We start from the raw sequence: 12740 nt of genomic DNA, 5'->3' as shown, positions 1-12740 counted from the left end.
CGTATCAATCCTGGTTAAAGCCGCCGAAGAGGCCGTTTTCGATCAAGTGACAAAGGGTGTTGAGGGCCATGACCTGCAGCTCGACGACACGCGAGCGGGTGCTGCCCTCCACTTCGATGAGCACGTCGCCGGCGCCGAGCATGCCGGGCAGGGAGGTGTCAGCGTCGTTCGACAGGGCGATCAGCCGCATGTTCCGTTCGCGCGCCGCGCGCACCGCCTGTTCCAGGCTCGGGTTGTTGCCGCCGCTGCTGATCAGCAGCAGGATGTCGCCGTCCTGGCCCAGGGCGCGCACCTGGCGCGCGTAGGCAGCGCCCGGACCGCTGTCGCTGGTGATCGCCGCGAGGGTGGCGCCGTCCGCGTTGAGGCAGAAGGCGGGCAGGGCGGGGCGCTCCTGGTCGACTCGCGAGAGCAGGCCGGCGACGAATAGCTGGCACAGGGCCGCGCCCGGGCCGGCGCCGCAGCACAGCAGTTTGCGGTCCTCGAGCAGGGCCTGGCAGGCGGCCTCGCTGCCGCGGGACAGCGGTTGCGCCAGCCGGTCCACGGACATGGCGATCTGCTCGATGGCGCCCTGGAAGCGCTCGGCGATAATTTCGTAGTGGTCCAAGTGTGTCCTTTGCCTGGGGTGGGGCTCAGCCGGTGAACGCGCTCCTGATCCAGCGCGGTGGCGCATCCGGTTCGGATTGTCGCGGCTCAAAGGCGACCACGTCAAATCGACATGGCAGGTGGGCCAGTGCGGGGTGCTGCTGCAGGAAATACTGCGCCGTGCGCAGCAGGCGGCGCTGCTTGTCGCGTCCCACCGAGGCGGCGGCGGAGGCGTAGCGCGGGTTGCTGCGTGCGCGCACTTCGACGAACACAATCTGCCGGCCCTCGCGTGCGACCAGGTCGATCTCGCCGCAGCGGCAACGGTAGTTGCGCGTCAGGATCTTCAGCCCCTGGTGCTGCAGCCAGTCGGCTGCCCTGGCTTCGTGGTCTGCGCCGCTATTGGCCATGTGTCCGCCCTCCTGCCGGGAACGGACAGTCTAGCTAGCGCGGGACGAGTCGGCCTCGATCAAATTCGGCGAGCGGCAGGTCGCGTTCCACCTGGGCGGCGGGGTTCAGGGTGAGCAGCCCGGTGTTGCCGCGCAGCACCGCGCCGTCGCCGGCCTGTACCTGGGCGAAGCGCGACTGCAACAGGTAGGCGTCCGCGCCCAGCGCGTTCAGGCGCGGGTAGCGGGTGTCGCCGGCGGCGTCGAGGGCGGCGTGCAGGGCGGAGGGCTCGCTGAGCAGCCAGGGAATCTCCACCAGGCGCAGCCCGTTGAGGTCGCGGTCGCGCGGGTCCGGCTGGCCACCGTAGACACCGGAGGGGGCGTAGGCCGGCAGGCCGCCAGCATAGTGGAAGGCGAGCAGGGGCTTCAGGGCGCGCGCCTCGTCGGGACCCGGGCTGAGCAGAAACACCGCGTCGATGTCCTGGCGCCGGCGCGGGGTGAATTCCACGTTGCTGGCGAGCATGTCGCGCACCCGCCGCCGGCGCTCCTCGCTGGCGGCGATGTCCAGGCCGGATTTCACCGCATCCGAGTATTCTTCGGCGCCGGTGTAGCGCACGCTGTTGGCGACAGTGCCGCCCAGCTCGCGCCAACGCGCAACCAGGGTCTCCTCGAGCTTGTCGCCCCACGCGCCGGCCGGGCGCAGCAGCAGGGCGCGGCGGGCGCCCTCGCCGAAGGCCAGCTCCGCCAGGCGACGCACCTCGTCCTCCGGCGCCAGCGCCAGTTGCAGCAGCGGGCCGGCGCCCTCCAGCGGCAGGGTGTCGATACGGTTCAGGGCGAGCACCGGTACCGGGCGCTCGGGCAGTGCGTCCAGCTCCGCCACCGCTTCCTTGCGCAGGGGGCCGATAACCAGTTGCGCGCCCTGCGCGACCGCGTCCAGGTAGGCTTCGCTGGCACCGGGATAGCGCTCTGTATCGAGGATAAGCAGCTGTGCCGGGGCCGCCCCGGTCGCCCGTGCGGCGTAGTAGCTCGCCAGGTAACCGTCGCGCACGGCGCGGCCCGCCGGCGCCAGGCGGCCGCTCAGCGGCAGCACCAGGGCGACGCGCTGCGGCGTGCGCGAGTCGCGCTGCAGCTGTTCTAGGCCGCCGGGCAGCGGGTAGCTGGCCGGGTGGGCGGGGTATTTCGTCTCCCAGTCGTACAGCGATGCGCCCAGGTCGCCCTGCTCGATCTGCGACAGCAGGGCCAGTTCCAGCCAGCCCTGCCAGACGCGGTCTTCCGCCGTGGACAGGGCGGTGGCGATGCTGGTGGTGTCGCAGCGCTGCAGGGCCAGCCAGATGTCCTGCTTGAGCGCCTCGCGCTCCGGCTGCGGCGCGAGCAGCATGGCGGGGACGCCCAGTCGCGCGCTCTCCAGGTTGCGCCCGACCAGGGACAGGATCTCACGGTGCAGGCTGTAGACGCTGTAGGCCAGGGGGTCTGATATCGGCTGCCCCTCAAGGGCGGCGAGGCCGGCGAGCGCTTCGTCCTCGCGGCCGCGCACGTGGGCGATGCGCGCACGCAGGTAGGCCAGCCGCGCGCCGTCCTCGGCATCCAGCGGCAGGCTGCTCAGGGGCAGCAGGGCGGTTTCGGCGCGCATCCAGTCGAACTGCTGCAGCGCCTGTTCCGCCGCGGCGAACTCCATCTCGTACCGGCTTATCGGGCGTTCGCTCTCTACCTGCCAGTTGCCCGGTGTAGTCTCCACCGTGGTGGCCACGCCGCTGTCCGGGCGCTGTCCGCCGCCGGGTGTATCGCAGGCGCCGAGCAGGGCGAGAGTCACGCCCAGTGCGAGGTGTCGCAGCTGGCGAACGGGGGAAGGAGAGTGTGCGGTGGCCGTCATGCTATCCTGCGCTGGTTGTTCAGGGGCCGGTGCGCGCAGAGGCGCAGCGGATTCAGGGACCTGATTATAAGGGGAAATCGTGGACTCCGGGTTGTACATTGTCGCCACGCCGATCGGCAACCTCGGCGACCTCTCGCCGCGCGCGCTGGACGTGCTGCGCGCGGCAGACCTGATCGCCGCCGAAGACACCCGGCACAGCGCCCGCCTGCTGCAGCACTTCGGCGTCACCACCGCTACCGTCGCTTATCACGAGCACAGCGATGAGCGCGCCCGCGAGCGCATTCTCGAGGTGCTGCGCGGCGGCGGTGTGGTCGCGCTGGTCTCCGACGCGGGAACGCCGCTGATCTCCGACCCCGGCTACCCGCTGATCCGCGCCGCTCAGGCCGAGTCGATCCCGGTGCGGCCGATTCCCGGGCCCTGCGCCGCCATCGCCGCGCTCAGCGCGGGCGGCCTGCCCACCGACCGCTTCCAGTTCGAGGGTTTCCTGCCGGCCAAGGCGGGTGCCCGCCGCGGGCGCCTGGAGGCACTCGCCACCCAGCCGGCCACGTTGGTGTTCTACGAGGCCCCGCACCGGGTACTGGAGACACTGGCGGCCATGGCCGAGACTTTCGGCGCCCAGCGCGAGGCGGTGCTCGCGCGCGAGATCACCAAGACCTTCGAAACCGTGCGCCGCGACAGCCTGGGTGAGCTGCACGCCTGGGTGGCCGCGGACAGCAACCAGCAGCGCGGCGAGATCGTGCTGCTGGTGGCCGGTTGCCCGCCGCGCGAACAGGCGCTGGACGAGGCCACCGGCGCGCTGCTCAAGCGCCTGGCCGAGGAGTTGCCGGCCAAACGTGCCGCCGCAGTGGTGGCGGACATTACCGGCCTGCGCAAGAAGCTGCTGTACGATTTCCTGCTGGAAGAAAAACAGCGTTGAGCGCCACCTGCGCGCCTGTTAACCTTGCGCGCGAGCTGGTCAGGCGATCGCTTCCGCGGCACGCGAGTGCGGGCGGGGGAGGAAAGTCCGGGCTCCACAGGGCAGGGTGCCAGGTAACGCCTGGGGGGCGCGAGCCTACGGAAAGTGCAACAGAAAGTATACCGCCCGGTTCGCCGGGTAAGGGTGAAATGGTGCGGTAAGAGCGCACCGCATCGCTGGCAACAGCGGTGGCGATGGTAAACCCCACCTGGAGCAAGACCAAATAGGAATCCATGTGCCGTGGCCCGCGGTGGATTCGGGTAGGTCGCTACAGGCAACTGGTGACAGTTGTCGCAGATGAATGATCGTCCGAGACAGAACCCGGCTTATCGACCGGCTCGACAAAATACGGCCCCCTGGTGCTTTGTGCCCCGGGGGCTTTTTTTTGGCCGGCCGGCCGGCCGGCCGGCTGGCTGGCTGGTTTGGTTTAGGGTTTGCCATTCGGCAGGTGCGGGCAGGGTCTGCCCCTGACGCTCCAAAAGCTCAGTCGCGGCAGGGGCAGACCCCGCCCGCTCCCGCCTCGTGCCGGTGTTACTCGACCGGTGATCGCCCGCAGGCTCCGGTGTGCTTCGAGGGTTGCCGGGAGACCCGCGGGCGGAGCGCTCTTAAGATCGCGCCCCTCCGGGGTGCCCTCGGTCGGTCGCGAGCCAGCGAGCTGTCTCGCTCCACTTCCTCGGCGCGTCTTTTGCGAGCGCTCCGCCCGCCCGTCTCCCGGCACTTGCGGCTCGAAGCTGGCGATACGTTGGTTGGCTTTTTGCCTGGACCGGTAGCCAGAGAGAGCCGGGATCTAGGTGTGGTCGTTGTAGGAACCTACGGCTTATCGGTGCCGGCAGCGCGTTTCGCTGTGCACGGACCGGCGGCCAGAAACTCCGAATCTGCTCTCTGCCGCAATGCGAGGCCTGGCAGCGCGGTTGTTGGCCGCGGAAATCACGTCTGGCGCCGAGGGAGAGCCAGGAGACAGCGCAGCGCTTCCAGGCTCCTGGTCGACCGAGGGCACCCCGGAGGGGCGCCGGACTGGAGCGGCCAACAGCCGAGCTGTCAGGCCGACTGTGGTGAACCGACCTCGTAGCAAACTCTCAGCCAAAACGTTGCCGCTGGGACAGACGCGTCAGCCCTTCCGGGGTGAGTGTGCTTTTCGAACCCTGGAAGGGCTGGCGCTTCTGGCCAGGGACTGGACCAGAGCACAGGCACGAATGGCCCCAAAACGGGCAAATTTGGCCCCCCAGAGCCCGATTTGGCGGCCCAATAGCGCGTTCTTAGAACTTTGGCGACTAAGCGTGCGGTTGGATCATGAACAAATAGCCTGTAACTTAAAGTAGATCCTCAGCATCAAAGGGTAGGAGGCTGTTTTGTAGAGCCTTTTTGAACCCGCTCGAACCTCCCAGAACGGGAAAAATGCGCCGTAAAGGTCTGAATTTACAGCGTTTTTTCTGTGTCCGGCGTGTTGACGCGCCCACCGCGGAAGCCTATAGTGCGAAAAGTGGTGATAAGTGGATAAATCTGTCTTTTTGTGGAGCTGAAGGCAGATTGAGTGGGGAGGCCTGGCGTGTTTCGTGGGGTTCAGCAAGTCAATATGGACGCGAAGGGGCGGCTGGCTATTCCAGCGCGCCAGCGCGAGCCATTGCTGGGCCAGTGCGACGGCAAGATCGTTGTGACCATCGATACCCAGGCCAAGTGCCTCGTCATCTACCCGCTGCCCGAGTGGGAGCGCATCGAGAAGGAAATCCAGGAGCTGCCCGCTCTCAACCCCGCCGTGAAGCGTTTCCAGCGCCTGGTGCTCGGCTATGCCACCGATATCGAGCTGGACGGCAACGGGCGCATGCTGCTGCCGCCGGCGCAGCGCGAATACGCGCAGCTCGGCAAGAGCGTGATCCTGGTGGGGCAGGGCAACAAGCTGGAGTTGTGGTCGGACACCCTGTGGCAGGCCGAGCAGGAGCAGGCCCTGGCCGACTCCGGGCCGGACGCCGTTCTTCCCGCCGAACTGCTGTCGCTAAAGCTCTAGGTGGCCGCCATGCACCAGACAGTCCTGTTACGAGAAGCGGTCGACGCCCTGGTAACGGCGCCCGCCGGCGTTTACGTGGATGGCACCTTTGGCCGCGGCGGCCACAGCCGGCGCATCCTCGAGGTGCTCGGCGAGGACGGCCGCCTGCTGGCCATCGACAAGGACCCGGCAGCTGCCGAAGTAGCCCTGCAGCTGCAGGCCGAGGATCCGCGTTTCAGTTTCTTCCACGGCTCCTTTGCCGACCTGCCGCGGGCGCTGCGTGAGCTGGGCATCGAGGCGGTTGACGGTATCCTGCTCGACCTCGGCGTCTCCAGCCCGCAGCTGGACGAAGCCCAGCGCGGTTTCAGCTTCCAGCACGACGGCCCCCTGGACATGCGCATGGACACCAGCCGCGGCGAAACCGCGGCGCAGTGGTTGTCCGGCGCCCGCGCCGAGGATATCGCCGAGGTGCTGCGCGAGTACGGCGAGGAGCGCTTCGCCAAGCGCATCGCCGCGGCCATCGTCGAGGCGCGTCAAACTGAGCCGCTGACCACCACCGCCCAACTGGCCAGGGTGGTGAGCGAGGCCAACCCGCGCTGGGAAAAACACAAGCACCCGGCCACCCGTGCCTTCCAGGCCATCCGCATCCGCGTCAATCGCGAACTCGACGACCTGCGCGACCTGCTCGACGTGGCGCTGGACCTGCTGCGTGTCGGTGGCCGCCTGGTGGTGATCAGTTTCCATTCGCTGGAGGACCGCCTGGTCAAGCGCTACATGCGCGACATGGCCCGCGGCGAGCAACTGCCCGCGGGCCTGCCGGTGCCCGACAGCGCCCTCAACCGGCGCATGCGCCTGGTGGGCAAGGCGGTGCGCGCCGGCGACGACGAAGTGCGCGACAACGTGCGCGCGCGCAGCGCCATCATGCGCGTGGCGGAGAAGCTGCCGGCCGGGGAGAAACAGCAATGAGTACCCGCCTGGCCGGCACCACCATGGTTACCGCCACCCGCGACGCGCCGGGACCGTCCCGCGCATTGCTGTGGGCGAACCTGGTCGCCCTGGTCGCGGTGCTCGGTTCCGCCTTCGCCGTGATCCACTCCACCCACGCCTGCCGCGAACTCTACGCCAGCCTGCAGGTGCTGGAGGCGCGCCAGTGGCACCTGCAGGAAGACCACAGCCGCCTGCTGCTCGAGGAAAGCACCTGGGCCTCCCACTACCGTGTGGAGAAGGTCGCCCGCGGTGAACTGGGCATGGTCGAGCCGGACCTGGCCCGCTACCGTGTGGTGACGCCGTGAAGCGCGTGGCGACAAAGTCCGTGAAAAAAGCGGCGCCCGCGACCACCGGCCTGTGGCGCCTGTACCTGGTGGCCGGCCTGCTGTTGTCACTGCTCGCCCTGCTGGTGGGCCGCGTGTTGTCCCTGCAGATCCTCGATACCGAGCGCGGCTACGCCTTCCTGCAGGACCAGGGCGAGGCTCGCGCCCTGCGCAGCGCGGAAATTCCCGCCTACCGCGGCGTCATCTCCGACCGCCGCGGTGAGCCGCTGGCGGTGAGCACCCCGGTGATCTCGATCTGGGCGGACCCGCGCTACCTGGCCGACAGCGACCGCCTGCCGGAGCTGGCGGAGGCGCTGGGCATGCCAGTCGCCGAACTGCGCGAGAAACTCGAGCGCTACGCCGGCAAGCGTTTCATGTACCTGGCCCGTCACCGCGCCCCGGACGAGGCACGCGCGCTGCTGGCCAAGCGCATCCCCGGTGTGTACGGCGAGCGCGAGTACCAGCGCTTCTACCCGGCCGGTGAAGTCGCAGCGCAACTGGTGGGCTTTACCAACCTCGACGGCAAGGGCATCGCCGGCATCGAGATGGAGTACGACGACTGGCTGCGCGGCAAGCCCGGCAGCAAGCAGTACATCAAGGACCTCAAGGGCAACATGGTGCGCGACATCGGCGTGGTCGAACCCGCCGCCCCGGGCCGCGACCTGCGCCTGTCCATCGACCTGCGCCTGCAGTACCTGCAGCACCGCGAGCTGCGCAAGGCGGTGCTGGCCAGCGGCGCCGAGTCCGGCAGTGCGGTGACCCTCGACGCCCACACCGGCGAGGTGCTGGCCATCGTCAACTACCCGGCGGGCAACCCCAACAACCGCCGTGACCTGCAGCCCGGCGACATGCGCAACCGCGCCATCACCGACAACTACGAGCCCGGCTCGACGATGAAGTCGCTGACCCTGGTCGCCGCGCTGGAAAGCGGCCGTTATTCGCCGGAGACAGTGATCGACACCACGCCGGGGTATATCCGCGTGGGGCCCAAGACCTATCACGACCCGCGCAACTACGGGCCGATCACAGTGTCGCGGATCATCGAGAAATCCAGCCAGGTTGGCGTGACCAAAATCGCGCAGGACATCGGCCACGAACCGATCCGTGAAGTCCTGCGCCGCTTTGGCATCGGCCAGCCCATGAACACTGGCTTCCCGGGGGAGAGCAACGGCCTGCTGCCCTCGCACAAGCGCTGGTACGCCACCGACAAGGTCGCGCTGGCCTTCGGCTACGGCATTACCACCACGCCCCTGCAACTGGCGCGCGCCTACAGCGTGTTTGCCAGCGATGGCGTACTGCGCCCGGTGTCGCTGTTGGCACAGGCGGCGGCGCCGGCCGGTGAGCGCGTGATCTCGCCGCGCCTGGCCCGCGAGGTGCGCGGGGTACTGCAGTCGGTCACCGACGACCTGGGCACCGGCCGGCGCGCCCGGGTGCCCGGTTACCCGGTGGGCGGCAAAACCGGCACGGTGTTCCAGCTCGGTCCCAACGGCTACAAGGACGACGCCTATGTTGCCCTGTTCGCCGGAGTCGCCCCGGTGGATGCGCCGCGGGTGGTCACCGTGGTCGTGATCAACGGCCCGCAGGGCGAACATCACGGCGGCGGCGCAGTGGCAGCACCGGTGTTCTCCGCGGTCACCCAGGGCGCGCTGCGCCTGCTCGGCGTTACCCCCAGCGAATTCCCCGAGGAAGTCGCCGCACGGCCAGCGCCCGCTGCACGCGCAGGGGGTGACGCATGACCTCCGCCATGCCGCTGGGCGAACTGCTGGAAATGCCGGCCTGCGCGGGCGCGGCGACACCTGTTTGCGGCCTGCAACTGGACAGCCGCAAGGTGCAGGCTGGCGACCTGTTCCTGGCTTTCCCCGGCGACGTGCACGACGGCCGCCAGTTTATCGAGCAGGCGGTGGCCAACGGTGCCGCGGCGGTGGCGGCGGAACCGCCGGTGGCGGGATTCGTCGAGGCCCTTTCTGTGCCGCTGGTCGAGGTCCCGGACCTGCGCCTGGAGGCGGGCCATCTGGCCGCGCGCCTGTTTCACCAGCCCTCCGCCGGCCTGCACATGGTTGGTGTTACCGGCACCAACGGCAAGACCACAACCAGTCGCCTGGTCGCGCAACTGCTGCGCCTCACCGGCCGCAGCTGTGGCGTGATCGGCACTCTCGGCGCCACCCTCGGCGACGACATCGTGCAGGGCGGCAATACCACCCCGGACGCGGTGTCCCTGCAGGCGCAGCTGGCCCAGTGGCGCGATGCCGATGTGTACGCCGTGTGCATGGAGGTCTCCTCCCACGCCCTGGTGCAGGGCAGGGTGAACGGCGTGGATTTCGAGACCGCCGTGTTCACCAACCTGTCCCACGACCACCTCGATTACCACGGCGACATGGAGGCCTATGGTCGCGCCAAGCTGGGCCTGTTTGCGCTGGAAGGGCTGCGTCACGCGGTGATCAACCTCGACGACAGTTTCTCGGCGCGGGTGCGCGAGGTGCTCGAACCGGGGGTTGAGGTCATCGGCTACTCGGTGACCAATCCCGCGGCCGAGGTGTTCATCGAGAACCCCCGCTTTACCGCATCGGGAGTGCAGGCAATGCTGCACACGCCCTGGGGCAGCGGCGAATTCAGTAGTCACCTACCGGGTGATTTCAACCTGCTCAATCTCGCCGCGGCGATCTCCGCAGTAGTGCTGGCCGGCGTGGCTCTGGACGACGCGCTTGCTGCGGTGCCGCAGCTGGCCGGTGCGCCGGGGCGCATGCAGTTGCTGCCCAACGCGCTCGGCCTGCAGGTTGTCGTCGACTACGCCCATACCCCGGACGCACTGGAGCAGGTGCTGTGCGCGCTGCGCCCGCACGTGGACGGCGACCTCGTCGTAGTGTTCGGCTGCGGTGGCGATCGCGATCGCGCCAAGCGCCAGGTCATGGGCCGGGTGGCCTGCCAGTGGGCGGACCGCGTCGTGGTGACCAGCGACAATCCGCGCGGCGAAGACCCGCAGGCGATCCTGGCGGATATCGCCACCGGTTGCAGCGGCGACTTCACCCTGGAAGTGGACCGCGCCGCAGCGATCCGCGCCGCCATCGACAGCGCCCACGCCGGTGACTGCATCGTCATCGCCGGCAAAGGTCACGAGAACTACCAGATAGTCGCCGGCGAATACCTGCCGTTCAGCGACGAGGCGACCGCCCTGGCGGCGCTGGCGGGGAGGGCGCTGCAGTGATGCGCGAGATGAGCCTTCGCGAATTGCAGGCACCGCTGGCGGCACAGCTGCTCGGCGATGATGCGCAGTTCTCGGCGGTGTTTACCGACAGCCGCGCGCCGCAGGCCGGCGGCCTGTTCGTCGCCCTGGCCGGCGAGAACTTCGACGGCCACGATTACCTGCCCGCGGTCGCCGCAGCTGGCGCCGCGGCGGCGCTGGTCAGCCGGCCGCTGGACCTGTCCCTGCCGCAATTGCTGGTCGAGGACACCCAGTCCGGCCTCGGCCGCCTGGGTGCCTTCAACCGCTCCCTGTACCAGGGGCCGCTGGTAGCGATCACCGGCAGCGCCGGCAAGACCACGGCGAAAAATCTGATCCACGCGGTACTCGCCCAGCGCGGTGAGACCCTGGCCACACAGGGCAACCTGAACAACGAGATCGGCGTGCCGCTGACCCTGTTGCGGCTGGCGCCGGAGCACCAGTTTGCGGTGGTCGAGATGGGCGCGGCGCGGCGCGGCGATATCGCCTGGCTGTGCGAGCTCGGCCGGCCCACGGTGTCTGTGCTGCTCAACGCCAACCCCGCCCACCTCGAGGGCTTCGGCTCCCTGGAAGGCGTGGCGGCGACCAAGGGCGAGATCTTCGACGGGCTGGGCGCCGGCGACGTCGCCGTGATCAACGCCGACCAGCCCTGGGCCGGGCAGTGGCGCGAGCGCGCCGGCGCCGCCCGGGTCATCGATTTTTCACTGGAAAAGCCAGCATCGGTTTGCGCCAGGGGCGTGAAAGCCGGGGGACTGGCGGGCTGCAGCTTCACCGCGGTTACCGGGGCAGGTGAGTTCCCGGTGCAGCTGCAGCTCGCCGGCCGGCACAACGTGGCCAACGCCCTGGCGGCGATCGCCGTCGGCATCGCCTGCGGTCTTGAGGCCGCGGAAATCGCCGCAGGCCTGGCCTCGGTCGCGCCCGCGGCGGGGCGCCTGTCCACCGTGCGCAGCGCCGCCGGCGTCACACTGATCGACGACTGCTACAACGCCAATCCGGCCTCGGTACACGCCGCCATCGATCTGCTGGCCGCTGCCGAGGGGCGCCGCACGCTGGTCATGGGCGCCATGCGCGAGCTGGGCGAGACCAGTGCCGAGATGCACCGGGAGCTCGGCGAGTACGCGCGCGCGGCGGGACTCGAGCAGTTCTGGGGCGTGGGCGAGGAACTGCGCGAGGCGGTGGCCGCCTTCGGCAGCGGCGGACGCTGGTTTGCCGACTGTGCCGATGCCGCCGACGCGGCGCGCGAAGTTTTTGCACAAGGGGACGTAGTGTTGATCAAGGGTTCACGCGGGGCGCGCATGGAGCGCGTGCTGCAGGCGCTGGTGCCGGCCGGAAACGGGGAGGTGCACTGACATGCTGCTGTTTCTCGCTGAATATCTCGCCCAGTTTGAAAAAGGGTTCCTGGTATTCCAGTACCTGACCCTGCGCGGCATTCTCGCCACCGGCACCGCGCTGGCAATTTCGCTGATGGTCGGGCCGTGGATGATCCGCCGCCTGAGCTACCACCAGGTCGGCCAGGCGGTGCGCGACGACGGCCCGCAAAGCCACCTGAGCAAGGCCGGTACGCCGACCATGGGCGGCGCGCTGATCCTGGTGGCTATTTTTGTCGCCACCCTGTTGTGGGCGGACCTGCGCAACACCTACGTCTGGGTCACGCTGCTGGTAACGGCGGTGTTCGGCGCTGTCGGCTGGGTCGACGACTACCGCAAGGTGGTGGAGAAAAACCCGCGCGGCCTGCCCGCGCGCTGGAAGTACCTGTGGCAGTCGGTGGGCGGCCTCGCCGCGGCCTGCTACCTGTATTTCTACTTCGACACGCCGGTCACCACCGAGCTCTACGTGCCGTTCTTCAAGGACTTTTCTATCGCCCTGGGTCCGGTGTTCATCCTGCTCGCCTATTTCGTCATCGTCGGCTCGAGCAACGCGGTCAACCTGACCGACGGCCTGGACGGCCTGGCCATCCTGCCCACGGTGATGGTGGGCGGTGCGCTGGGGATCTTCGCCTACCTCACCGGTCACGTGGATTTCGCCGCCTACCTGCACATCCCCTATGTCGCCGGGGCGGGGGAACTGGCGGTGTTCTGCTGCGCCATCGCCGGCGCCGGGCTCGGCTTCCTGTGGTTCAACACCTATCCCGCCCAGGTGTTCATGGGCGACGTCGGCGCGCTGGCGCTGGGCGCGGCGCTGGGCACAGTGGCGGTGATCACCCGGCACGAGATCGTGCTGTTCATCATGGGCGGCATCTTTGTGCTGGAGACGGTGTCGGTGATCCTGCAGGTGGCTTCGTTCAAGCTCACCGGGCGGCGCATATTCCGCATGGCGCCGATCCACCACCACTACGAATTGAAAGGCTGGCCGGAGCCGCGGGTCATCGTGCGCTTCTGGATCATCACGGTGATGCTGGTGTTGTTCGGCCTCGCCACACTGAAATTGCGCTAGGACGGGGAG

General features: G+C 68.7%; 11 protein-coding genes and 1 other RNA gene. 9 read left to right on the top strand and 3 right to left on the bottom strand.

Features of this window, described 5'->3' with window-relative positions; all coding sequences use genetic code 11:
* Positions 1-4 precede the first annotated feature (4 nt).
* From E4634_RS08035 to E4634_RS08025, 3 genes are read right to left on the bottom strand one after another with little or no spacing between them, the layout of a single operon-like run.
* Positions 5-604 (bottom strand): D-sedoheptulose-7-phosphate isomerase, encoded by a 600-nt coding sequence (locus E4634_RS08035; RefSeq protein WP_167854820.1) that lies wholly within the window; start codon positions 602-604, stop codon positions 5-7.
* A 25-nt stretch (positions 605-629) separates the two neighbouring features.
* Positions 630-989 carry a YraN family protein gene (locus tag E4634_RS08030; RefSeq protein WP_135442586.1) on the bottom strand — a complete coding sequence of 120 codons (360 nt, stop codon included), beginning with the start codon at positions 987-989 and terminating at the stop codon, positions 630-632.
* A 34-nt stretch (positions 990-1023) separates the two neighbouring features.
* A complete protein-coding gene (locus E4634_RS08025; protein ID WP_167854819.1) occupies positions 1024-2835 on the bottom strand; it encodes a penicillin-binding protein activator in 1812 nt (603 codons plus the stop codon).
* Positions 2836-2914: 79 nt separating this feature from the next.
* Here E4634_RS08025 and rsmI point away from each other — a divergent pair, with 79 nt between their 5' ends.
* From rsmI to mraY, 9 genes are all read left to right on the top strand, one after another.
* Positions 2915-3751, top strand: a complete 837-nt coding sequence (rsmI, locus tag E4634_RS08020) for a 16S rRNA (cytidine(1402)-2'-O)-methyltransferase (RefSeq protein ID WP_135442581.1) — start codon at positions 2915-2917, stop codon at positions 3749-3751.
* 31 nt (positions 3752-3782) lie between these two features.
* Positions 3783-4135, top strand: an RNA gene (rnpB, locus tag E4634_RS08015) — RNase P RNA component class A.
* Positions 4136-5336: 1201 nt separating this feature from the next.
* On the top strand, positions 5337-5792 hold the full coding sequence (gene mraZ, locus E4634_RS08010) for a division/cell wall cluster transcriptional repressor MraZ (RefSeq protein ID WP_135442579.1): 456 nt from the start codon (positions 5337-5339) through the stop codon (positions 5790-5792).
* A gap of 9 nt (positions 5793-5801) precedes the next feature.
* A complete protein-coding gene (rsmH, locus tag E4634_RS08005) occupies positions 5802-6737 on the top strand; it encodes a 16S rRNA (cytosine(1402)-N(4))-methyltransferase RsmH (RefSeq protein WP_135442576.1) in 936 nt (311 codons plus the stop codon).
* The gene (gene ftsL, locus E4634_RS08000; protein ID WP_135442574.1) at positions 6734-7063 is read left to right on the top strand and encodes a cell division protein FtsL; all 330 of its coding nucleotides are present in this window, start codon (positions 6734-6736) and stop codon (positions 7061-7063) included. The genes rsmH and ftsL overlap by 4 nt, the downstream gene beginning before the upstream one ends.
* Before the next feature lie 5 nt (positions 7064-7068).
* Positions 7069-8817: a peptidoglycan D,D-transpeptidase FtsI family protein gene (locus E4634_RS07995; RefSeq protein WP_240725122.1), complete on the top strand. Its 1749-nt coding sequence runs from the start codon at positions 7069-7071 to the stop codon at positions 8815-8817.
* Positions 8814-10283 (top strand): UDP-N-acetylmuramoyl-L-alanyl-D-glutamate--2,6-diaminopimelate ligase, encoded by a 1470-nt coding sequence (locus E4634_RS07990; protein WP_206046831.1) that lies wholly within the window; start codon positions 8814-8816, stop codon positions 10281-10283. The genes E4634_RS07995 and E4634_RS07990 overlap by 4 nt, the downstream gene beginning before the upstream one ends.
* Positions 10283-11647: a UDP-N-acetylmuramoyl-tripeptide--D-alanyl-D-alanine ligase gene (locus E4634_RS07985; protein WP_135442572.1), complete on the top strand. Its 1365-nt coding sequence runs from the start codon at positions 10283-10285 to the stop codon at positions 11645-11647. Before E4634_RS07990 ends, E4634_RS07985 begins: the two co-directional genes overlap by 1 nt.
* 1 nt (position 11648) lies before the next feature.
* Entirely contained in the window at positions 11649-12731 is a 1083-nt protein-coding gene (gene mraY, locus E4634_RS07980; protein ID WP_135442570.1) for a phospho-N-acetylmuramoyl-pentapeptide-transferase, read from the top strand.
* The last annotated feature ends 9 nt before the right edge of the window (positions 12732-12740 follow it).

Source organism: Mangrovimicrobium sediminis (assembly GCF_004745945.1).
In the GTDB taxonomy this organism is placed as follows: domain Bacteria; phylum Pseudomonadota; class Gammaproteobacteria; order Pseudomonadales; family Halieaceae; genus Mangrovimicrobium; species Mangrovimicrobium sediminis.
This window is presented reverse-complemented; position numbering and strand designations above follow the sequence as displayed.

Bases quoted from the DNA above. Each gene is read 5' to 3' on its own strand.
- E4634_RS08030 (WP_135442586.1), bottom strand. From the start codon at position 989: ATGGCCAATAGCGGCGCAGACCACGAAGCCAGGGCAGCCGACTGGCTG.
- E4634_RS08025 (WP_167854819.1), bottom strand. From the start codon at position 2,835: ATGACGGCCACCGCACACTCTCCTTCCCCCGTTCGCCAGCTGCGACAC.
- rsmH (WP_135442576.1), top strand. From the start codon at position 5,802: ATGCACCAGACAGTCCTGTTACGAGAAGCGGTCGACGCCCTGGTAACG.
- ftsL (WP_135442574.1), top strand. From the start codon at position 6,734: ATGAGTACCCGCCTGGCCGGCACCACCATGGTTACCGCCACCCGCGAC.
- E4634_RS07990 (WP_206046831.1), top strand. From the start codon at position 8,814: ATGACCTCCGCCATGCCGCTGGGCGAACTGCTGGAAATGCCGGCCTGC.
- E4634_RS07985 (WP_135442572.1), top strand. From the start codon at position 10,283: ATGCGCGAGATGAGCCTTCGCGAATTGCAGGCACCGCTGGCGGCACAG.
- mraY (WP_135442570.1), top strand. From the start codon at position 11,649: ATGCTGCTGTTTCTCGCTGAATATCTCGCCCAGTTTGAAAAAGGGTTC.